We start from the raw sequence: 21,805 nt of genomic DNA, 5'->3' as shown, positions 1-21,805 counted from the left end.
ACATTAGATAAATTATCTATGTTTAACTAAAATCAGAACAAGGTATAGATAAAGGGAGCAAAAGCAGACGCTTTCACAAAGAACAGAATTAAACCTAAAACTAGCAGCAAAACTAGCACTGGAAGTAATAAGTAATGCCCGTTACGAATGAAATAGGCAACTACCCAAAATAGTTGTAGCATTAAAGGACGCTTTTTAGCCCCAAGCTGAAGCGGTTGTATATCCTCTTGACTTTCCCACTGTATCCATCCTTCAACTTGAGCCAGAAATTTATCTTGCCAAGCATAGAATGAATTATTTGTTTTTTGTCTTCTTAGCAATACTCCTATCGGTAAAATAAATAAAAAGTAGCTAGCTAAAAGAATTAATATAAATATTTTTTCACCTATCTTTTCTGTCAGCTTTTGCAAGAATTTCTGGAACAAAGAAATAGCAGAGGGAAGAATAAGACTGATTGCTATTAACCCTATTCCTATATAAAGAATGGCTTTCCAGAAATTATCATTGCTGTCGATCGCAAAGAAATACTGAAAACCACCAACAAGCGTCATCAACCAACCCAGAGTTAGCCCAAAAACAATCTGTTCTTTAAGTTGAGCCAGATGTTTTCGTTGCTTCAATCTTTGTAAATAAGAGAATTTAGTCAAGCTCAAACCTCCTCAGCCATTGAGTGCGTTCTTCATCCGAAAGAGGTTGCTGTTTTTGGGCATTCCGGTCAAAAAAGCGATCGCCAATAACCAAGTAATCAATTTCCGTTACCATAAAACAACGATAAGCATCCTCGGCTGTATTCACAATTGGTTCACTTCGGACGTTGAAGGATGTATTAACAATTACAGAACAACTAGTTAAAGCTTTAAATTGGGTTAATATTCCGTGCATAAAGGGATGGCGATCGCTATCCACAGTCTGAACACGAGCCGAGTAGTCTACATGAGTTACAGCCGGAATATCCGAACGTGGCACTTTTAGTAAATCAATGCCGAATAGACCCTCTGTTGCTGCGTGTAGCCGTCTGCTCTCTTTCACCGGATAAGCCAGCAGCATATAAGGACTTTCTTGCTGAATCTCAAAATACTCTGCTGCATCTTCTGCCAATACCATCGGTGCAAAAGGGCGAAAACTCTCACGAAACTTAATCTTTAAATTTATATGGCTTTGCATATATGGAGAGCGAGCATCGGCTAAAATTGACCTGGCTCCCAAAGCCCGCGGCCCAAATTCCATTCGTCCCCGTGCGACTGCGACAACTTTACCCTCTGCTAATTTTTGAGCAATTAATCCTTGCAGTACTTCCTCGCTATGAGTCTGCCAAACGGCTTCTAAACGCTTTAGCATTGCATCATCTAACTCAGAAGCAGGGGAGATATTAGTACCCAAAAAAGCTCCTTGCATCGCATCAGGTTGAATGGGAGTTCTCATGTTACTTAGTTTTTGATGCCAGAACCATAAAGCTGCTCCCAATGCACCCCCAGCATCCCCAGCCGCAGGTTGAATCCATAATTGGCGAAATGGCCCCTCGCGGGATAATTTGCCCATTGCCACTACATTGAGCGCCACACCTCCCGCCAAACAGAGATTTTCCTGCTGGGTTTGTTGATGAATGTAGAGTGCGATCGCTAAAACGGCCTCGTTCAAGATAACTTGGATACTGGCGGCAATATCCATTTCTTTTTGAGTAATCAGCGATTCTGGTGAACGGGGTGCGCTGCCAAATAGTTGGTGAAAATGGTCATTTGTCATTGTTAAACCGCCGACATAATCAAAGTAATACTGGTTCAAAATAATCGAACCATCAGAATTGAGGTGAATTAACTTTTCTCTGATTAAATCGGCATATTTAGGTTCTCCGTAGGGAGCTAAACCCATAAGTTTATACTCGCCGCTATTGATTTTAAATCCGGTGTAGTAAGTAAAGGCTGAATATAACAGACCAAAGGAATTAGGAAACCGAATTTCTTTTAGCAATTGAATTTGATTTTCCTGTCCTATCCCAAAAGTAGCAGTAGACCATTCGCCGACTCCATCAATTGTAAGAATAGCTGCTTCTGAGAAGGGAGAGGGAAAGAACGCACTAGCAGCATGGGAAAGGTGATGATCGCAAAAGTAAATCCGTTTTTTAATCCCCATTTCTTTGGCAATTTCACTTTCTAGCCAGAGTTTTCGGGTTAACCAGTCGGGAAATGCTTTCAAAAAACTCCGCCAACTGTTGGGAGCGGTTAGGTGATAGGTTGTGAGTAAGCGTTCAAATTTAACAACAGGATTTTCGTAAAAAACAACATAATCTAACTGATGTTCGTCGATTCCCGCAGCTTCTAGACAATAATCAATAGCATGATGGGGAAACTCTGCATCTGCTTTGATGCGGGTAAATCTTTCCTCTTGGGCTGCTGCAATGATTTTACCATCCTCGACCAAAGCCGCCGCCGAGTCATGGTAATAAGCAGAGATACCGAGAATCCGTATTTTGCTCATGGTTGCCTCCCTGCACCTGGAATTAGGGTTAGGGTGAGTTGTCTATCATTATTTTGAAAGCTGGCTGACAGTCGAATTGTATTAGCAGATTTTGCAGATGACTGTCCCTCCAAATTCCAAACTAAAGATGTTCCTTGCTTCTCTTCAAAAGAGTAAATAGTGCCGTCGTCAAATTGGCGTTGAGAATCTACGGCTGTTATATCCAAAGACGCTGCTTTTAATCCAGTTCCTGAAAGACGAATTTCTTTAATGGCTACAGGAACTTCTAAATTTAGCTGCACAAAGGGTTTACCAATTGGCAAACGCAGCATATATTCTTCTGATTCAGGATACTTAAAGGTGTAAATTCCCGTAGAACTTGCAACTAGATTTAGGTTGTAAGGAACCCAATCGTTGATGTGAATCGCTGGTAGTTTAGCTGGAGGAGTTCGTTCACCTAATACTTGTGGATAATCAGCTTCGAGAATGTCTGCGGCTTGTTCCCCATAAAAATGAGTCGCGGTAGTGCCAGGATGTCCATTGGCTGGATTGATGCGCCAAGTGGAAACAGGATCTAATGTGGCATAAATAGGATTTGAGTTAAAGCCTGAATAGAATTTGAGAAAATTTTCTAAGATGTTATATATGGCTATTTTCTCTGCCTTAAATAGGGGGATAATTTTGCTGTATAGAGTAGTGAAGTAAGCACGATCAGGGTAAGTTGGCAAAGTCATTACAAATCTAGGGATACCGCTACTGACTTGAAAATGCCCTAGTTCTTTTACTGTTTTCTTGTAAAGCTCAAAATTTTTACCTTCAAGTAATTTTAACTTCCATTGACTATATTCATAGCCAAATCTTTTTTCATCCATTGTTCCTGGAACTTTTCGAGAACGAGCCTCAAACAGAAGTGTATTTAATCTCGGAAAAACAGCTTTATCTCTTAAGGTTGTAATCAACCTTATTATTGGGTCTTGATTAACGAACTTATAATTAAATGGCTCAATAACCCCTTCATCGGGATCGTTCGTTACATAACCCCAAATAATTAAGTTTGGTTTATAAACTCGAACAAGATTACGTGCTTGCTCTAACTCTTGGTGGGTTGAAGCTCCACACAATCCAGCAGCAATTACCTCTACTTGCTCGTAGCCTCTACGAGTTAATTCTCGCTGTAATTGCCGCCACCAAATATCATTCATATTACTATAGCCATCACCCCATACAAAAGAGTCTCCCATCACAAGAATACGTTTGGGTTTCGTTGCTACCTTACTAACAGGAAATCCCTTTGACCGCCAAATCCACTCTCCTTGTGCTGGATTCCTGACCGTACCGGATGTTAGGATTTTTTCTTTGTTATTGTGATTAATGCGATCGTCTTCCTGTTGCCATGCTGAGGAGGATAGTTGTGGACGCTGCCCTACTGATTGGGTTCTAGCTTGAGTGACAGAGGTTGCCAGCAAAGACATAGAGGCAACCTGATATTTTTGCGTTGATCCCAATCGAATTATTTTGCTCTTTTCTATGTAGTCAAGATAACCTTCTATTAAACAAAGACCGCTTACTAAGACTATTAAGGAAATCAGAAAGTATTTGAGGGCTTTGTACGGTACGATTAGCGTCTGTTTATTTGCAATTTTAAGTTTGATTATCGCTCTGGGCATCTGATGCTTATCGAACCATTGCCAGCTAATAAATTGAGGATTTCGTCGCTGGATATTTACGATACTGATAAATAAAATTGTTAACCCTAAAAAACTGATAGCTGTAGCAGCTAGAGCGCAACTAAATTGATTCCAAAAGTAGAAGGGTAAAATAAACTCTCCATTCGCTTCAGGTTGAATTTTTAAATTCCCAATTTGAATGGAGTCAATTTTCACTTGATCGGAATTAGCAGCATCTGGAACAAACTTGAGTCGATGCCAAGGTGTTTTAGTAACTTTAATTTCGTAAAGCTCAGATTTTTGATTTTTTTTCGGCTCAAAATACAGCTTTTCAATAGCACTGTTAGGAGCATATAAATTGGTTTCGCGTGCTTGGCTGTTGGCTGTTACCCGCACTTTACCGCTCCAAGGGCTACGCAATAATGTGATAGTTAAATTGCTACCTTTCACTAGCACTTCTAAAGATTGCGGTTGCCCAGCGCGAGCAGCAGCTATTTTACCTTGAGGTCCGTATTGATTGTCAATTAGTTCCCACTTTTGCACACCCATTAACGCTTTTGACCAGTTAATCTGGTTTTCCGGTGTTCTGATATCTACAATCCAGACTTCAGAACCTTTAGCGTCAGATGCTTTTTCTGCTAACGCTTCAACCTTAATACGCCAATCAGTAGAAGAGGTTTGATTAGTAGGAGTTTTTGCTGATTTGATCGGAATTATTTTGTAAGCATTAGGATGAAGTGCTGGGTTATCCCAGTAAGCTTTAACGTTTTTAACATCGTCTGCTGTCATTTCAACCTGAACAGGCAAAGTTAGATTAGTAAAAAACTTTTGCCAGCCAGGAAAACTAATAAACGCTAATACCGAAGCCGCAATACAAGGTGACAACCAAGTTTTGTTGGGACTAACAAAGATTAACAACCTACGAGAGAGGTTCACTTAATTTTCTCCAAGAAAGGTTATTAAGTAATATTTAAATTATGTAAAAATACAAGTCTCATACTTTTCGCTTTTAGTTTGAGTTTCCTGCTAAAAACAGATGGATGATAGCAGAATTTGATTATTAACTTTCCGGATTTCACATATCTTTACTTAAAACGACTGCCTGAATAGAAGCGTAAAATAAAGGCGATCGCTCCTATAACTTCTGAACTCACTAATATTTGATATATAAAAAAATATTAATAATTTCATTAAAAACCTGGGAAAATGTTATTCGTACATTTAGTTTGTTAAATGTTAATAACAAGTATTATTCAATCTGACAGCAATATATCCTAAATTCAATGAAGCCAGCAGACATAGAAAAATTCCTTTCTCAAAAAATAAACTCAAATGAAGAGAAACTTTTACAGCAGTACTTTAGCGAAGCAAATGTGAATCAACCTTTGGCATTTACTAATAAAATTCTCAATCTAATTTTTCAAAAGGAAAGGCTGCAAAATCATCATAATAACAACTTTGAAGTCAGCTTCAAACAGATAATAAAAGACAAATTGCCCCCGGCAGTTACACGAATAGCATTACTTGTCACAACCGAATACGAAGGTATTTTTAGGAATGGTGGAATTGGCACTTACTACCGCACTCTCAGTGAGAGATTAGCAGCAGAAGACTTTTATGTTGTGCTACTGCTTTGCCAAAGTCAAGAGAAGTTTGCTGGAGAGTCAACTATTCCCGCAGTGAAACATATCTTTTCGACGAGTGAATGTATGGATGTACTAGAATTACAGCCGACTCACTTGGCAATTTTGTCTCAGTTGCAGCATGGAGAATGGGTAGACTACGAGAACTATTGTGCGCTGTTTTTTGTGACTGCGATCGCCACTACATTTCCTAATACTTATATTTACATTGAATTTCCAGAAATGCTGGGATTGGGATACCGCACGGTTCAAGCCAAGCAAACAGCCATTTTAGGAGAAAATTGTGTGGTGGCTGTTACTTTGCATAGTGGACAGGAGTGGCTGCAAGAAGCCCATGCAAGGTACACACATTCTCATCCTGACTGGTTTTGGCAAACGAGCCATTATGAGCAGTATTCCTTTGAACAGGCAGATTTAGCATTCTTTTTGTCGCATTTTCTCAAAGAGAAAGTAGAGAAGTATGGCTGGAAAACATCTCATGCAAAGCATTTACCTTATTGTTTTTCAGTTATTGAACAACCATTGAAAACAATTACGCCCAGAAATGATTTACAATGGCTGGTTGATGAAGATAAAATTCCCCTTGTATTTTTTGGACGATTAGAGGAGAGAAAAGGGCTTTTTACTTTCCTAGAAGCAATCAAACTACTAGAAAGCAGTGTTATTGAAAAAGTTCATATCATCTTTCTGGGTAAGAACGTTGAGCTGCAAGCAGAGGGTTTACAAGGTTTAGATAGCCAGCAATATATTAAACAAAAGTTAGGCTCTAAATGTTGTTACACTATTGTGACTGATTTGTTCAGTCAAGAAGCGATTCAATTAGTAAATTTATTGCATTGTGCGATCGTTTGTCTCACCAGTAGCCAAGAGAACTTTCCCCATACAGCATTAGAAATGGGACAATTACCTGTCAGTTTAATTGTTTCCGATACAGGTGGATTTCGAGAAACTCTCAATCTAATTGGACGCACGGATGGTGTGCGCTGGTTCATACCGGAGAACGTGCTATCTCTTGCACAAGCGATGATTGAAGCTATCTCAGCCTACCCTGAGAAACTCGGTGTACCGATGAGAGAGTTTCTCCATTTTGTAAATCAACGCTTGCTGAATCAAAGATTTGAATACATGAAGCAAGCTTTTTATCAAATAGCTACATCACCTGCAAGTCATCTAGATAAAAGTGAACCCAGGCGATGGATACTGGGTATGACCCATTTAACAGAGCAACTCTTTTTAGAGAACTATGCCCAAAATGAGTATTCAGGTAGAGGAGAGGTTGTAGAACTCGGTTGCTGGTTTGGTTCATCAACCATTTCCTTAGCAATGGGACTTGAGGCTAATTCCTGTGTAACTAACAAAAACCAACGCATTCATGTTTACGATATTTTTATTTGGTCTTCACAGGCTAATATGCCGCAAAGTGTCATCGGCACTTCGTTAGAAGGAAAGTACAAAGATGGAGATAGTTTTCTAAACGAATACCTGGAGCGAATTCATCCTTGGAGTCATCTTATTCATGTCTATCCTGGGGATCTTGCAGAAATTGGCTGGCAACAAGGTGAAATCGAGTGTCTTTTTATTGATGCTATGAAATCCTGGGAATTAACAAATAGTATTATCAAAAATTTCTTTCCCTATCTGATTCCAGAAGTATCTCTGGTAATCCACCAAGACTTTGCTCATTACTATACTTCTTGGATTCATCTAATTATGTATCGCTTGCGAGAGTATCTAGTGCCGATTGAGCATCCCTTCATTTATTCCTCTAGAGCTTTTCGCTATGTCAAGCTGATTCCCAATGATTTGTTACAAAATTCATATTCATTTGATAGTTTTTCGGAAACTGAAGTTGAAGCCGCTTTTGATTATTCATTAGACATTACAGCAAAGAAAATGCAGCCGAATATTCTAGCAGCTAAAGTTATGCATTTTATTCATGTCAAAAATTTTGAAAAAGCTAAGTTAGAGTTTAAAGAATCAATAGCACAGCTTGATTCTTTTGAATGGTTAGAGTTGGCTGATGTTCAAATAAATGCTAAGATATATCACTCAATTGACCTACTCAGTTAAAGCAAAATTAATTACACAGATGTTTTATTTTCAATTAGCTGCGGTACGACAATTATGATGGTATTTTTTTAGTTTGTAGATTAGGACATTACTAAGTAGGTAATCCAATCCACCTACTTAACCGTTACCTTTTCCTGTAAGTTCTGACTGACTCAATAAAACCCGATCGAGTTTTCCTGTAGAGTCACATCAGGTAGCATAAGGAAAGGAAGTTAACTTTAAATTCAGAAAATTCTCGGTTGAAGCTGCAAAGTACGACGGTAACAGAGGCTTGCTTCGTTAATTTGACCGCGTTCTGCTAGTATATCTCCTAAGTATTTGTGCGACCAAGCGTAATCTGGATTGAGTTCGATCGCACATCGATAAGAAGCGATCGCATCTTCCCATTTCCGATCTTTCTCTAAAGTCTTTGCTAATTCTAAGTATATTTCAAAGTTGTCTGGGTGAAATTGTAGTGCGGTTTGGTAAGATGCGATCGCATCACAAAAGCGATTTTGTCGAACTAAAGCATTGCCTAACTGCAAAGAAATTTGAGTATCATCTGGCTTAATTGTCAATGCCTGATGGTAAAGTTGGATATCATCGGGGTTGGATGCGATGCGAGAGCGATAATAGTTGATTATTCCCTCTACTCCCTGAGTTTGTTGGAGATATGACTTTAGTTGTACCAACTCGGTTTGAGATATATGTAGTTGAGACTGAGATTGTGCCAATTCTTTCTCAGTCTGTCGCAGTTGAGCTTGAATCTGCTCGGATTGCTCTTGAGTCTGTTGTAAATCAGACTGAGATTGTAGCAATTCAGTTTGAGAGGTATGTAGCTGAGATTGAGATTGCTGTAGTTCTCCCTGAGTTTGTTGGAGTTTAGCTTGAATCTGTTCTAATTGCTCTTGAGTCTGTTGTAGATGAGAATTTAGTTTTGTAAATTCTGTTTGCGAGGTGTGTAATTGAGCTTGCAATTGTTCCACTCCTTGTTTATTTTGCTGATTTGTAGGCAAAAAATCTACTTTCTGCTCATATTCATTAGTGAATTTAACTAAGTTAGTAAGACCTTTTAGTCCAGACACCATGAGTTGAACTAAATCCTTTGTCCTTTGTTTGATAGACGGATAAAACAGAATTATGTGTAATAACAGCAATATTAAAAATAAGGGTTCTCGGATAGATAATAAGGTTATTAAAGCTAAAGGCAACCACACCTCGTAAAAATCGTGTAGTGCTACGTTTGCTTTGCGAGTAGGAGCAGGTTCAAAGGCATTTGCTAAAGCTAATTTGATATTAATAGTTTTTAAGAGAACATAGAGGATAAAGAAAACTAGCAGTAGGGGAGCAAACTGAGAAATAACCAATACCAGAAGACTTAGCAGTAAAATTTCAACTGGAAAGATGATAAAACTTATCCAAAACCGCACTTTTTCTACATCAAGATTTGTTACTAATGTCTTCACACCAGATTTTAAATCGTTTTCCCTATCCCAAAGTTGATGCAGGAGAATTCCTCTGAGTCCTGCACAAAATGACCATACTTTTGCTGTAATAGTCAGGATAAGAGATTCTGGTTGTGGTGTTGTACTTAGGTGTAAAAAAGTTGCTGCAAAAAACAAGGTAGGAATGGCGTGTGCTCCGGCTGCATCGCTAACTACCCCCCATATACCTTTTTCTTTTAAGCGTAATGGTGGTGCAGAGTAAAGAGTGGGCAGCAAGTAGTTAATTCCTAGTAATATAATTGCCCATGTGCCGAAGTTCATTAGGATTGGCAATACAAAACCTGTGGCTGCAAATAAAATACAAAGTAAAAGGTGCTGCCAGGATGAAAATTGAGCCATTGAATTGTTTTTACCAACTCTTTGGTCTACTTCGATGTCTAAAATATCATTAACAATATGTCCATAAGCCGCTAAAGAAGATATGGAGAATAACAAGGCTAATACAGTTAATATTGATTGGATAACCGGGAGATACATCAAAAGGATTTCGGCATAAGCAATAGCTAGTAAAGGTGGGATTTTATAAAGCCACCAGTTACCTCCTCGAATAATCTTGAAAAAAGATGAAAACAATCCTGTTGATTCACTTTCAACCGCTATTTTTGTTTCAAGTGTATCTTTCTGTCTTTTGGAACGAGCAACTATCGCTTTTCTTTGTCCTTCCCCAAATGAACAATACTCAATGACTTCTACTTGCTCAAAGTGTTTTTTAAATAGGTTGACCATGTATTCCACTTGTGGTGCAAGCAGATTTAGATGCTGTTTTCCAGACTCTTCATCGATCCAACTCCAAATTACTCCTTCAAACTGGATTGAGCCACCATATCCACCTAAATTTCCTGAATTTGTGTAAATATATGGGAGTTTTAGCTTACCAGTTCCTATCTCTTCAGGTTCACAGATCGGTAGAAAGCAAACACCCCGCTCAGATGTCCAATCTGCGAAATTTTCAACAACTCTTTCTAGCTGTGATAACGACTTTACATAACAGTAAGCCCACCACATACAGGACACAAAATCCCATTTTCCTTCCCACTGCGGACGTTTATCTCTATAGTCACCTTGAACAAACAAAGAATCTGGATTTGCTTGCTTGGCAACCTTGAGCATTGCAGGCGAAATATCTAGTCCCGCTCGTTCTACATTTGGAAAGCGACTCAGAAAGTACCCCGTACCACAGGCGACATCTAACCACCTAGCACCTTCGCCGATTTCACTTAAAAGTTTGTTAATAGTTTCTTGTTCAAAATCAGCGTTATTTTTAGACCGCTCATTGAGAAGAAATCTTTGATTATACTTTTGAGCGTAGTCTTCATCGTAAATTTCAAGTACATCAGTTTTTTTCATAGCTGTTTGTTTCTCTACAAGCTCTCCCTCAAAATCAAGCTTTTCTCTCTTTCGTTTTTGTTGCTGTTCCTTTTCTTGACGTTCTGCTCGATTTAGACAACTAGTTAATTTTGAGGCTAAAATACAAACATTAGGTTCTTTAGTCATCAATAGGTGATCTCCCGGAACCTCATAAACTTCAACTCCGTTGATAACCCAACGATTCCAAGCATTAGGTTGCAATAGATCGGAAATAAAAGAATCTTTACTCTTCTCCTGAGCAGCAAAGTAAACAACCCGTCCTGAGTATATCTGTGGTACATAATTAGCTGGAATCTGAAGGTTATACTCAAAAACTTTGGGGTTGAAGTCAATCTCAATCGGGCTGAGATCGGAGCCATTATTTGTCAACTTCTCTCTCCAGCAAGCTGCTTTGTTTCGATACTCAACTTTCTCAGCTTCTGTCAGCAATGGTTTTGGACTATCTACCATAAAGCAATGCTGATATTATTATTAATGATAATAATGATATTGTAAACCATGAAGAAGAACTTGCAAGAAACATCTTAAGTGATTGGGTATGGGCAAGTAATTATCGTACAATCCGATACATTACAGGACATATCCCTTTTGTCAGGCAGTACGCGCATAAGCGTATTTATCCTACGTATATAATGGCAAAGCAGGCACTTGCAGCTGAAATCTTATCCAACCAAAATTGGATGCAAGAAACCGAAGCAGCTCAACAACTTATCCAAAACCATCAGTTCCAAGAACAGGTTTTCCAGATATCTCAAAATATTTTTACATATTTAAATACTCGTCATAACTTGCAACAAATATGCAACATACAAGGCGATTATTACCCGTATTATAAACCTAGATATTTATATGCAGGTGGTGCATGGGGTGTACTTAGAGAGATTGTGGCAAATCAGATAAAACAAATACTGAAACTTGGATAATGGAAGAATATAAAAACAAGCTAATCTCTCACTACAAAAAAGCTTTAACTATCAAACCCGATCGCGCAGTAGTTCACAGTCAATTAGGAGAACTTTACGACACTCAAGGGAATTTAGAAGAGGCGATCGCAGCTTACCGTCGAGCTATTGCCCTTAACCCCTACTTGGCTTCAGCCTACCACAAGTTAGCCCAAGCTCTAGGGCAAGGAGGATGGAAAGAAAAACAGGAAGCAGTCACCTATTACCGCCGCGCTATCGAATTAGAGCCAAACTTGGCTACTTCTAGCTCAATCTTGCAAATTGTTTTTCAGCCAAAAACAACAAAAGTTGCGATCGCTAATCCTGGAAATAATTACTCCAACTCTCAGCACGAAAGTGGAATTTATTGGGGTTCCAACTACACAATTTTATGGTCGCAACCTAAATCAGAGAAAAAGATTGGTATATACGCAAGTGGCGCGTGTCATCTTGCATCTATCTTTGCCAGCATTCCTATGATTCAATCGGTTCTCAAGGGTAAAGGCTGCCTTATCCATGATGGCGACCCAAGTTTAACTCGTTCTGATATACTGCTGCAAACATTCCAAGAATACCCTGTCAATGTAATTGCAGAAATTAAAGAAAAATTTAAATTAACTTCCGATTATTTTCAACCTCGACTTTTTGAAAAAACGTTTACAGTTCCAGGGGTAAATGGATTAGAAGAATTTCCTAAAACCGTAGTTATAATCTCAATTGCAGGCGATGTAATCCGAACAATCTATCGACATCGAGAGTCTGGGTTTTTAGTTGATCCTGGCGGATGGTGGTTGAATCATCCGATGAGTTCGGTTTTAAATAATTTATCAACAGCAACCTGGCTGAAAGAGCATTTTGAACGATTGGGTAAAATTAGCGTTGAAGCTTTCTTTGAAAACTACACTAAAATCATCAAACAACTTCAACAAACTACATCAGCCCATATTTTAGTTTTTAACCTGCTTGCCTTAGAACCCGGGAAAAAAAGCCATAATTATCAATTTGCCAAAAATTCGCAAAATTTAAGACGCAAGGAATTTAACTTAGCGTTGGTAGAATTATCACGTCAACTTAATTTTTCGATTGTTGATATAGATCGTATCCTAAAAAATTACGGTATTAATATTATGTTAGATATCGATCATTTTCCCTTAGAACTCAATCAAACAATCAGTAAATATATTTGTAATATTTTTAGAGAACTAGAAGTATTTTAGTCTTTCACTCTAACAGAATTCAGAAAAATTGACTTCAGTTTTAATCTACGCTAATTTATTTGTTCACTTCTATCAAATCTTCTATACACGGTCAGTAGTTACTCGAAAGGTGCTAATTTTTGTAGAGTCTTTCTCAATCTCTACAATTGGTTCATTCTCATTAGTTGTAATCAAAGCAAGTACTTCCCCAATACTTCGGTACTCTGATTCTTTAACAAGAATACTGCGTAGAAATCCTCGATCCATAGAAATTATCCGCATCACACCATAAGGAAACTCTCTAATTTCATTAACTGTGCTATCCGGTTCAGAAAGATTGGATAAAATACTGATAGGTGGGAGTAAAGGCATTATGAATTGATTTTTGTCTATAAATATATTAACTATATCCTCTCCATAATCAATCAATTCTCCTTCATTTTTATGCCACCTCCGGATAAAACCACCTTGAATAGTGCGATTGATTTGAGGAACAACTATTTTCAATAACATTTTAATAGCATCCTATTTTACTTAGCCTCAGTTATTGAATTAACCTAAACTTTTTTCAATCCAATTTGCATCAGTAGAGGACGATGTTCAAAAAATCCTACATCCTCAACGACTCGCAAGAACTCTTGACAAATTGCTTCCTCTGCTGCGAGAGAATATTCCAGTGCTTTTAATATATGTTGTTCAGTTCCCAGTTCAGCCAAAACTGATTCTACATCAATAATCGAAATTCCCTCTTGTATGGAAAGTTTGATTAATGCCAGGTTTAATTTTTGAATGCGTATGCTTAACGTATCTTCTTGCTGGTAATAATTGGTAGTGCGATCGCTCGGATCAAAATCGCAACAGTTATAACAGATAATATACGCACCTGTTTTTTCTTTCAGCAGTTGAATAAGCTGGCTAAAATTGGTTTGAGATTCCTCGATAGACAGTAAACCTGTGGGAGAAAAATGCTGTTGCAACTCTTGTTTTTCCACCTCAGACCATTGCTGTTCCGAATCTTCAGCTATATCGGTAAGATAACCCGTTTGGCGATGTCGCCACAGATTTTTGGTAATTTCAGCCTGGGTAGAAAAGACTATAATATCGATATCTGCTGCTAGCAAAGAAGTAGGAGATTGTTCCGTTAATAACGTCTCTAGCTGCTTAGATGAGAATCTACCTGACTGTTCAAAAGCGTGCAATTCATTTAAGAAAGGAATTTCTCTCAACTGTTGCAACCAAAGGTCGGAACGTCCACCAGGTTCGTAGATAATTTCAATTTGAAAAGCGCGATCGTACTTTTCTTTGATTAAATCTTGTAAACCTTTCTCTAGCTTTCTACCTCCTTGTGTTGCAGGAAGTAGAGAATCAATAACATCGCGTTCCCCTTTCACCAAAATACGAATACTTTGTTTACCACCCATTCTAACTTGTTGACTTTTACTCGCCTCTGGAAGCTCATTTTGTATCATCACTAACTACACCTACACAAAGAAAGCCTCAAACCTAACTAGCCTCAAGCCGGGAAACCCTTTCGGCAGTTCCTTCTGAGGGAAACCACACTAGTTCCCACAACTTTGAGAACCAAAGCAACGGACTGGCTCACCACGACGGGGCTGTCCCAACCTACAAAAATCGAAATTACTCTCAGATTTCAACTCAGGTTGTGATTTTTAAGCTTTTATTCATAATCCTGTGTACAATTTTTTACACAACCTACGAGAGCAGCGATCGCGTTACATCAGTTAAAATTTTATCAAAATAGGGAGACTCACAAAATGCAAATCATAGCCATTAAACGCGGTCAAACCTTAGAAATTTTAGAAAATCTGGATATTCCCGACGGTCAAGTGGTAAGAATTGAAATTATTGATGCTCAAATCAATCAAGAGCAAGGCAAGTTTGGTGATAACTTAGAGGAATTTCGTCGCCAGCATAATATTGCCGAATTAGATATCGATGTTGATGCTATTTTTGGAGATGTTCGTGATAAATCACCCGGACGCGAGGTTAATTTGTGAATATTCGATTTCTGCTAGATAGTAATATAATTTCCGAACCCATGAAGCAAGCACCTAACGTAAAAGTCATGGCGAAGTTATTGCATCATGCAGGGGAAATGTCAACAGCAACCATAGTTTGGCACGAGCTTTTATTCGGTTTAAATCGATTACCACCATCCAGAAAGCGCCAAGAACTAGAACGATACTTTCAAGAAGAAGTCAAAGCGAAATTACCTTTTTTTTCTTATGACGAGGCAGCCGCAGAATGGCACGCTCAAGAAAGGTCGCGTTTGGTTAAACTGGGTAAAACTCCCACTTTTGTAGATAGTCAAATTGCCGCCATCGCTCAGGTCAATCAGTTAATTTTAGTGACTAATAATATATCAGATTATACTAATTTTAATGACTTGCAAATTGAAAATTGGTATTTGTGAAGATAATACCAATATAGGATCAAAATTCAAATAGTAATTCTATATCAAAATCAGGTTGGGCAATATTCATCGACATCAAGGAAATATGATGGAACGCTCTGCACCGCATGATTCTGTTTGATATTCTTCCCGATCTACAACTAAGTTTTTATATCCTTCAAAAAATCGAGGATTTTCCATCATATCCAAAAACTTATGATACTTTTCATGATTTTCAAAGAAATCTCCTGCCAGCATATAATGACCTGCCCCCATTGCTACTTCATGCCGCTTATAGTCAATTTGCGAAACTGAGTTGAATGTCGCCCCAGCTTCTGCCCAACTCAAAGCATGAGGTTGATAAAAAAGGCTAATCAGCCTGTAAACGAAATCATAAGCACCATTAATTTTCGCGTAGGCTTCCTCCAAATAGCTCATATCGTTTGCTTGGTTTGATAAAAGCATCTTATCCACTGCATTAGCAACTAAAAAACTGCTTTTCATGGACAAAAAAACGCCACTCGAAAAAATAGGATCTAAAAACCGGTTAGCATCCCCAACCATTGCATACTTAGTACTAAATTTATTCTCAGAATAATAAGAATAATCTCCTTCTACTTGCACAGGCATCGATATTCTTGCCTGTGCAAGTAATTCTCTAATAAACTCAGAGGAGTATAACTCTTGCTGATAAAGTTCGGTACACCAATCTTTTATTGAGCTAGCTTGAAGTTCCTGCCTTTTGTGGTTGAGATACGCCGTATCCATTACGACACCAACAGTTACCCAATCTATACCCAAGGGAAATACCCAAGCCCATCCCCTTTTTTCACCTCCCAAATAGAGAATAATTGAGCTTCCTTCTTCCAATCCACCCTTCAAGGATTTAATGCCTTTCCAATGCGTCCACAACGCAGTTCTAGCAAACCCTTTATGCCCCTTTCTCCAACCTTTACTACTAGCAATAAAACCAGAACGCCCACTAGCATCTATGACAAATCGAGTCTGTAAAGAAAGCCTTTCGCCATTTCGGGAAATCGCTTGGACTTCTACTTTATCCGTACTACCTTCTACCTCTAAGCTGCATACATCAACTCTGGTTTCTTCCCTAACCTCTGCACCGTGCTTGCGGGAATTTTCCAGCAGAATTGTATCAAATTCGCTTCGGTTTACCTGAAAAGATAGGTAACTTTCATCTTTAATGACATGGTTAAAACACCAGTATGTAGAAGCAGAACCGTCACTGTTAATAAAACGAACTCCAGGTTTACGCACAAATCGCTTTTCCATCTGGGCTAAAACGCCAAGTTCGCGGAAAAGTTCGTAGCAAAAGGGTAACATTGATTCCCCAACGCGCTCTCGTGGAAATTTTTCTCTCTCCAGTAAAACTACCTTGTATCCCTTACGTGCCAAAATCGTAGCAGCCGTAGAACCTGCTGGCCCGCCACCAATTATCACTACATCGCACTGCTGGGGGATATTCATACTTAAAGACTTCCTAGCTTTGACATTACTAAAGACTTAATAGTATCAATAGTCTCAAAATTATCTAACAATACCTCATCTGGATTTATCTTGATCTGAAACTGTTCTTCCATAAAGCTAATCAATACAAATATTCCTAAAGAATCAATAATTTCTTCATCAATCAGAAGTGACTGATTATCTAAAATTACTTCTGGCTTATTGTACATAAATTCTTTAGATATCTGGCGTTTGAGGATTGCTTCTACCTCTTTTTCTGTATATTGTTGTGTTGGCATATCCTTAACTTTTAAAGTAATTGAAGATTGACTTTCCCAGTAGAAGTTTTTGGCAAAGCTGCCCGAAACTCTATAACAGCAGGAACCATATACTTAGGTAAATAGTTTGAGCAGAAACTCGCTAAATCCTGCTTTTGTACAATATCATAGGGAACCACAATAGCTTTGATGATATGACCAATTTGCTCATCAGGAATAGCTACGACTGCTACCTCTGCTACTTGTGGATGCTTGTATAATGTCGCTTCTACTTCCCCTAAATCGATGCGATAACCACGACTTTTGATAGTGCGATCGCACCGACCTAAAAAGATGTAATTGCCATCCGGTTCTTGCCTGACTAAATCGCCAGTTCTGTAAACAAATTCCTCCTTAGTCAAATCTAACCGCCCCCAGTAACCGTTCATTAGCGATCGCCCACGCACGTAAAGTTCTCCCACTTCCCCAATTGTTGCTATTTCTCCCCTGTCATTAACAGCAAACACTTCATTCCCTGCACAGGCTTTACCAATAGGTAAGGCTGTGCTAGATTCATCCGGAATCTTCTCAACTGGATAATAAGTACAAACGTTCGTTTCTGTAGGGCCGTAAAGGTTATAATATGTTGCCTGTGGTATGCATTCCATCAGTTGTCGCAAATATTTAACCGGAAAAACCTCACCTGCAAATAAAATAACTCGTAAATTAGAGAAGTCACATCTTGGTAAATTTCCATGCAAAACCAACTGGATAAGAGCAGAAGGAACTGAGTACCAAATCGTGATTTGTTGTTGGGCAATAAATCTCGCTAAGTCAAGCGGAAAAACTGTTAATTTTTCAGGAACGATAATGACAGTACCGCCTGCTTTGAGTGTGGTAAAAATATCGAAAACTGATAAATCAAAGTGCAGAGGAGCGTGATTAGAAACGCGATCGCTATCTCTCACCTGAAAACATTCCCAAGACCAATTAACAAAGTTCAACGCCGCCCTATGACTAATTGTTACTCCTTTTGGAGTACCAGTTGAGCCTGAAGTGTATAAAATATAAGCTATATCGATTTCACTTACTTCGTTGACAGGTAAAGAAGATAAAGGTGCTTGCAATACATCCTGCCAACTGATAAATGTTTCGATTGTTCCTGAAATCTGAAAAGTATCTTCACCGACAATAATTGCTTGTCGAACTAGAGTGAATTTTGGTAATACCTGCTCTAAACTGAGAATTTTTTTAGCAGTAGATATCAACACCTCGATCTGGCAATCCTGAATAATCGATGCAACGCGCCGAACGGGAGCAGATGGATCAAGAGGAACGTATACAGCACCGGCTTTGAGAATGCCGAAAATTGCCGCTACCGCTTCAATCGATTTGTTGAGATAGATACCGATGCGTAGGCGTAGCCCGCCGCAGGCATCGCCTTTTTCAACACCAGAACGCTTGAGAACCCAGGCTAACTGGCTCGAAAGTGCGTCTAGATCCTGGTATGTTATGGCGCTGTTTTTATAGATAACCGCTGCTTTATCTGGGTATTTTTCGGCACTGATTTCTAAAAGCTGCTGTAGGAGATGTGACACAGTATTTTTACTTATAAACCCATAAATTGAGCAATAATTTGGCGCTGAATTTCCGATGTTCCCGAATAAACTCTGCTCCCTAAAGCATCTCGTAACTCTCGTTCTAGTTCGAGTTCTGTTAAATAACCATATCCCCCATGAATTTGCAGAGCATCTAAACAAGACTGCACCCAAGACTCGCTGATATAAAGTTTTGTCATAGCTGCTTCCATAAAAGCAGATTTACCCATTTGTTTTAGCCATCCAAATTTATATAGCAGTCCTCTAGCTGTTTCCAGACGTAGCTTCATGTCAACTAGCTTGCTAGAAATCTGTTGAAATTTCCCTATTGGCTGCTGGAATTGTTGCCGCTGTTTAGCATATTGAACGCATTGGTCTAGCAATCTTTCCATACTGCCAATAGCACTGGCAAGGATAAAGCCGCGTTCCCATTCCATACTATGACTGAATATAGCCATTCCTGCACCTTCTTTTCCCAGACGATTACTCACAGGAATTTCACAGTTATCTAACAGTAACTCAGCCATTTGTGCTGTTCTTAATCCCATTTTAGACATCTTTTTTTTAACGATGAAGCCTGGAAAATCTTTCTCTACTAAAAAACCGGTAATGCCTCTTTTTCCTAAAGCAGGTTCTAGGTTGGCAAAGACTAGAATGAGATTGGCGATCGTACCGTTAGTCACAAAAATCTTACTGCCATTTAAAACATACCTGTCTCCCTTTCTTGTAGCAGTAGTTTTGAGATTATACACATCAGAACCAGCTTCTGTTTCGGTTACTGCATGACCACCAATTATTTCGCCTTTTACAAGGCTAGGAAGATATTTAAGTTTTTGCTCTTGGGTGCCAAAGGTCAATATAGGAAATTCGCAAGCCCATATATGAGCCGCAATCGAGAACAACAAGCCGTTATCCTTACAACCGTAACCCAGACCTTCTAAAGCATAAATAGTTGTCAGACTATCTAATTCTTTTCCCCCATATTCTTGAGGAATTGGCATACCCATAATTCCCCATGCGGCACATTTGCGCCATCCCTCTAAATTAAATTCTTCTTGTAGGTCTAACTTAGTAATATCCTCTATTAATGATTTTTGAGCAAATTCAATTAACTTTTCTTTAATTTCAACTTGTTCTTTGAATGAGAACATAGTTATAAATACCTATAAAGTATTAAGATTTAAAGTTGCTAACCGATATTACATCAATTTAGAGTTACCTCGCTCATAGTTCCCTGATGTTTTAGGTCGTTTAAGCTCGTGCAATTTCATTCCAGCGTAACGAGCGATCGCTTCGAGTCTCGGCAAAACTCGCTTCATCCGTGCCGCTTCCGGCGCCGGTGCAGGAATAGCAACCACTCCAGCATAAAGACAACCAAAAAAAGCGCCGATCGCTTCTAATCCTTAGGGATAAACCAGCAAGACTCCTGTTCATCATCATCTGGCAATGTTTCCATCTCTTGGGCAATGAGTGTCTGGAACTCCTCTCCACAGTGAACATTTAAATGAATTGTCGCAGCCAGCAATTCTGCCAGAATTTCAGCTTGTTGTCTAGCACTCAGATGAGGTGACTGAAGCTGATGAATTAAGGCAGTGACATTTTCGCACTCTGCGCCTAGCTCCGTAATTAATGTACTCAGAGTAGAACTACCAACAGGAAGAGAGCGATCGCGACTTTATTGGGACTTCAGCAATTAGCGATTTTCATACAGCTTTAGGGCAATTTCTTAACTACCGGATTATGCTGGAAGCAAAAGAACCCGATCGCCGACTAAATCTTGCAATACCGCTAGAAACCTATGATACTTTCTTTCAAAGCCAATTTGCTCAAGTGGTAAAACAGAGATATCAACTCAAACTAATTGTTTACGAACCAATAAATGAGGAGATCGTGCAATGGATAAACTAGAGCATTATCGCTTCTGCATCCAAACCCTTTTGGAAAAGCATAGCCAATATAAATCCCGTGAAGAAGATATAGAAAGCGCACTATTTTTTGACCCAGTACGCGATCGCTACCAACTGATGCGTGTCGGCTGGAAAGGCTTAAAGCGAATCTATTACACCGTCCTACACTTCGATATTAAAGACGGCAAAATTTGGCTTCAGCAAAATACCACTGATATCGATGTTGGTGAAGAACTATTGGCAATGGGTATTCCCAAAGAAGATATTATTTTGGGGCTGCATCCTCCCTACAAGCGTCCTTACACCAACTATGGTGTTGCTTAAAACCCAAGTATGGGGATTATCTTTTTACTTTTTACCGAAATACTGGGTCTAAAGCCCCGTGCTTCACGCAATACTTTAAACTAAGGAGTAATGAGTAATGAGTAGATGAAAAACTCATTACTTATTACTTATTACTTATTACTTATTACTTATTACTCCTTCTTCACCGTGCGTACCCTTCGGGAACGCCAAGGGCGAACACGGCGGTGAGGATGTCAATTCTTAACTGATGTGATTCCACTTCGGCTAACGGCTGCAACGCATCGAAATATCCCTGCTTCCACAATTGCGCGCGCGTGAGTTTCAGGTTGGCATAATGTCGTCCAGTCGCAATTGTAAATTTGGAAACAGGAAAGAAGAAATCGGCTCTCCCAAGCGATATTGTTGCTGCTGGTAGACCCCATTAACTAACTGACAAATGGTGAAAGTAGGTTGCTTGGGATTGCCGATAAATTGCAAACCGCCCAAGCCCCGAAAGTCCACAATCCAATATTCTGGGATATTCAAAAAAGCGTATTCTTCCACTTTTCTGGCATAATCATCTTGCCAATTAGTGCTGACCACTTCAGCAACAAGCTTAATAGTATTACCTTTACAAATCACTGGTTCTTTTTGCCAAAGTGGTTCAGTAGCAAGTTCTGCTTTATCTAAAACAATTACGTCAGGACGCAGTGCTGTGGCTTCACCGTATAGGGGTTTTATCAAGCAAGTTTTTGGAACCAACCAATTGAAATTAGCACGAAAAATTTCGACATAAATTCTACCAGCAATACTCCCTGCAACCCCTTCATGAGGGCCGGTAGGTTCCATCTCTCTGAGTTCTCCGTCAATGAGTTCATACCGTGTATTATCCCCATATTGGGCAATAAACTCCTCAAAGCTAAGTAGTTTGGATGGAGTGTAAGTCATAGGTTGTTTCTTAATGGGATGTAGCTTAATTATAAGTTTCGTGAGAAATAGGGAGTAAAGTTCTGTTAAGTTGATATTTTCAAGTGCGATCGCCTGAATGCAACCAAAAA

18 protein-coding genes are annotated in these 21,805 nt (G+C 39.0%); 7 read left to right on the top strand and 11 right to left on the bottom strand.

Annotated features, from left to right (window positions below):
• Nucleotides 1-32: 32 nt before the first annotated feature.
• Genes CAL7507_RS24605 through CAL7507_RS24595 form a run of 3 tightly spaced genes read right to left on the bottom strand, consistent with a single transcriptional unit; the run spans nt 33 to nt 5,057 of the window.
• Complete coding sequence (locus CAL7507_RS24605; RefSeq protein WP_015131195.1) at nt 33-647, bottom strand: DUF5989 family protein; 615 nt, start codon at nt 645-647, stop codon at nt 33-35.
• The gene (locus CAL7507_RS24600) at nt 640-2,475 is read right to left on the bottom strand and encodes a carbamoyltransferase (RefSeq protein ID WP_015131194.1); all 1,836 of its coding nucleotides are present in this window, start codon (nt 2,473-2,475) and stop codon (nt 640-642) included. Before CAL7507_RS24600 ends, CAL7507_RS24605 begins: the two co-directional genes overlap by 8 nt.
• The gene (locus CAL7507_RS24595; protein WP_015131193.1) at nt 2,472-5,057 is read right to left on the bottom strand and encodes an SGNH/GDSL hydrolase family protein; all 2,586 of its coding nucleotides are present in this window, start codon (nt 5,055-5,057) and stop codon (nt 2,472-2,474) included. Before CAL7507_RS24595 ends, CAL7507_RS24600 begins: the two co-directional genes overlap by 4 nt.
• 347 nt (nt 5,058-5,404) lie before the next feature.
• Between CAL7507_RS24595 and CAL7507_RS24590 the strand changes: the two genes are divergently transcribed.
• Nucleotides 5,405-7,834, top strand: coding sequence for a glycosyltransferase (locus tag CAL7507_RS24590; RefSeq protein WP_015131192.1), 2,430 nt, complete (start codon nt 5,405-5,407; stop codon nt 7,832-7,834).
• 224 nt (nt 7,835-8,058) lie between these two features.
• Here CAL7507_RS24590 and CAL7507_RS24585 read toward each other — a convergent pair whose 3' ends face one another.
• Complete coding sequence (locus CAL7507_RS24585; protein WP_015131191.1) at nt 8,059-11,136, bottom strand: tetratricopeptide repeat protein; 3,078 nt, start codon at nt 11,134-11,136, stop codon at nt 8,059-8,061.
• A 182-nt stretch (nt 11,137-11,318) separates the two neighbouring features.
• Between CAL7507_RS24585 and CAL7507_RS24580 the strand changes: the two genes are divergently transcribed.
• Nucleotides 11,319-11,609 carry a hypothetical protein gene (locus CAL7507_RS24580; protein ID WP_015131190.1) on the top strand — a complete coding sequence of 97 codons (291 nt, stop codon included), beginning with the start codon at nt 11,319-11,321 and terminating at the stop codon, nt 11,607-11,609.
• Entirely contained in the window at nt 11,609-12,844 is a 1,236-nt protein-coding gene (locus CAL7507_RS24575) for a tetratricopeptide repeat protein (RefSeq protein ID WP_015131189.1), read from the top strand. Before CAL7507_RS24580 ends, CAL7507_RS24575 begins: the two co-directional genes overlap by 1 nt.
• A gap of 81 nt (nt 12,845-12,925) precedes the next feature.
• Here the strand turns inward: CAL7507_RS24575 and CAL7507_RS24570 are convergent, their stop codons facing one another.
• Nucleotides 12,926-13,336 carry a lipoyl domain-containing protein gene (locus CAL7507_RS24570; protein ID WP_015131188.1) on the bottom strand — a complete coding sequence of 137 codons (411 nt, stop codon included), beginning with the start codon at nt 13,334-13,336 and terminating at the stop codon, nt 12,926-12,928.
• Nucleotides 13,337-13,380: 44 nt separating this feature from the next.
• Entirely contained in the window at nt 13,381-14,292 is a 912-nt protein-coding gene (locus CAL7507_RS24565) for a hypothetical protein (protein WP_015131187.1), read from the bottom strand.
• A 306-nt stretch (nt 14,293-14,598) separates the two neighbouring features.
• On the opposite strand from CAL7507_RS24565, the gene CAL7507_RS24560 reads away from it, so the two are divergent.
• Complete coding sequence (locus CAL7507_RS24560) at nt 14,599-14,841, top strand: hypothetical protein (RefSeq protein ID WP_015131186.1); 243 nt, start codon at nt 14,599-14,601, stop codon at nt 14,839-14,841.
• Entirely contained in the window at nt 14,838-15,257 is a 420-nt protein-coding gene (locus tag CAL7507_RS24555) for a type II toxin-antitoxin system VapC family toxin (RefSeq protein ID WP_015131185.1), read from the top strand. The genes CAL7507_RS24560 and CAL7507_RS24555 overlap by 4 nt, the downstream gene beginning before the upstream one ends.
• A 75-nt stretch (nt 15,258-15,332) precedes the next feature.
• On the opposite strand, the gene CAL7507_RS24550 is transcribed toward CAL7507_RS24555, so the two are convergent.
• The 4 genes from CAL7507_RS24550 to CAL7507_RS24535 are packed head-to-tail and all read right to left on the bottom strand — an operon-like array spanning nt 15,333 to nt 19,706.
• On the bottom strand, nt 15,333-16,721 hold the full coding sequence (locus CAL7507_RS24550) for an NAD(P)/FAD-dependent oxidoreductase (RefSeq protein WP_015131184.1): 1,389 nt from the start codon (nt 16,719-16,721) through the stop codon (nt 15,333-15,335).
• 2 nt (nt 16,722-16,723) lie between these two features.
• The gene (locus CAL7507_RS24545) at nt 16,724-16,999 is read right to left on the bottom strand and encodes an acyl carrier protein (protein ID WP_015131183.1); all 276 of its coding nucleotides are present in this window, start codon (nt 16,997-16,999) and stop codon (nt 16,724-16,726) included.
• A gap of 11 nt (nt 17,000-17,010) precedes the next feature.
• The gene (locus CAL7507_RS24540) at nt 17,011-18,555 is read right to left on the bottom strand and encodes an amino acid adenylation domain-containing protein (RefSeq protein ID WP_015131182.1); all 1,545 of its coding nucleotides are present in this window, start codon (nt 18,553-18,555) and stop codon (nt 17,011-17,013) included.
• 11 nt (nt 18,556-18,566) lie between these two features.
• On the bottom strand, nt 18,567-19,706 hold the full coding sequence (locus CAL7507_RS24535; RefSeq protein WP_015131181.1) for an acyl-CoA dehydrogenase family protein: 1,140 nt from the start codon (nt 19,704-19,706) through the stop codon (nt 18,567-18,569).
• A gap of 526 nt (nt 19,707-20,232) precedes the next feature.
• Here CAL7507_RS24535 and CAL7507_RS24530 point away from each other — a divergent pair.
• Nucleotides 20,233-20,463, top strand: coding sequence for an element excision factor XisH family protein (locus CAL7507_RS24530; RefSeq protein ID WP_083862922.1), 231 nt, complete (start codon nt 20,233-20,235; stop codon nt 20,461-20,463).
• On the top strand, nt 20,451-20,786 hold the full coding sequence (locus tag CAL7507_RS24525) for a XisI protein (protein ID WP_015131180.1): 336 nt from the start codon (nt 20,451-20,453) through the stop codon (nt 20,784-20,786). Before CAL7507_RS24530 ends, CAL7507_RS24525 begins: the two co-directional genes overlap by 13 nt.
• A gap of 303 nt (nt 20,787-21,089) precedes the next feature.
• On the opposite strand, the gene CAL7507_RS24520 is transcribed toward CAL7507_RS24525, so the two are convergent.
• On the bottom strand, nt 21,090-21,695 hold the full coding sequence (locus CAL7507_RS24520; protein ID WP_015131179.1) for a Uma2 family endonuclease: 606 nt from the start codon (nt 21,693-21,695) through the stop codon (nt 21,090-21,092).
• Between the last annotated feature and the right edge of the window lie 110 nt (nt 21,696-21,805).

Source organism: Calothrix sp. PCC 7507 (genome assembly GCF_000316575.1).
In the GTDB taxonomy this organism is placed as follows: Bacteria; Cyanobacteriota; Cyanobacteriia; order Cyanobacteriales; family Nostocaceae; genus Fortiea.
Note: the sequence above shows the minus strand (reverse complement) of the source record. Positions and strands in the feature narration are given on the sequence as shown.

Bases quoted from the DNA above. Each gene is read 5' to 3' on its own strand.
- CAL7507_RS24600 (WP_015131194.1), bottom strand. From the start codon at position 2,475: ATGAGCAAAATACGGATTCTCGGTATCTCTGCTTATTACCATGACTCG.
- CAL7507_RS24590 (WP_015131192.1), top strand. From the start codon at position 5,405: ATGAAGCCAGCAGACATAGAAAAATTCCTTTCTCAAAAAATAAACTCA.
- CAL7507_RS24585 (WP_015131191.1), bottom strand. From the start codon at position 11,136: ATGGTAGATAGTCCAAAACCATTGCTGACAGAAGCTGAGAAAGTTGAG.
- CAL7507_RS24580 (WP_015131190.1), top strand. From the start codon at position 11,319: ATGGCAAAGCAGGCACTTGCAGCTGAAATCTTATCCAACCAAAATTGG.
- CAL7507_RS24575 (WP_015131189.1), top strand. From the start codon at position 11,609: ATGGAAGAATATAAAAACAAGCTAATCTCTCACTACAAAAAAGCTTTA.
- CAL7507_RS24570 (WP_015131188.1), bottom strand. From the start codon at position 13,336: ATGTTATTGAAAATAGTTGTTCCTCAAATCAATCGCACTATTCAAGGT.
- CAL7507_RS24565 (WP_015131187.1), bottom strand. From the start codon at position 14,292: ATGATACAAAATGAGCTTCCAGAGGCGAGTAAAAGTCAACAAGTTAGA.
- CAL7507_RS24560 (WP_015131186.1), top strand. From the start codon at position 14,599: ATGCAAATCATAGCCATTAAACGCGGTCAAACCTTAGAAATTTTAGAA.
- CAL7507_RS24550 (WP_015131184.1), bottom strand. From the start codon at position 16,721: ATGAATATCCCCCAGCAGTGCGATGTAGTGATAATTGGTGGCGGGCCA.
- CAL7507_RS24545 (WP_015131183.1), bottom strand. From the start codon at position 16,999: ATGCCAACACAACAATATACAGAAAAAGAGGTAGAAGCAATCCTCAAA.
- CAL7507_RS24535 (WP_015131181.1), bottom strand. From the start codon at position 19,706: ATGTTCTCATTCAAAGAACAAGTTGAAATTAAAGAAAAGTTAATTGAA.
- CAL7507_RS24525 (WP_015131180.1), top strand. From the start codon at position 20,451: ATGGATAAACTAGAGCATTATCGCTTCTGCATCCAAACCCTTTTGGAA.
- CAL7507_RS24520 (WP_015131179.1), bottom strand. From the start codon at position 21,695: ATGACTTACACTCCATCCAAACTACTTAGCTTTGAGGAGTTTATTGCC.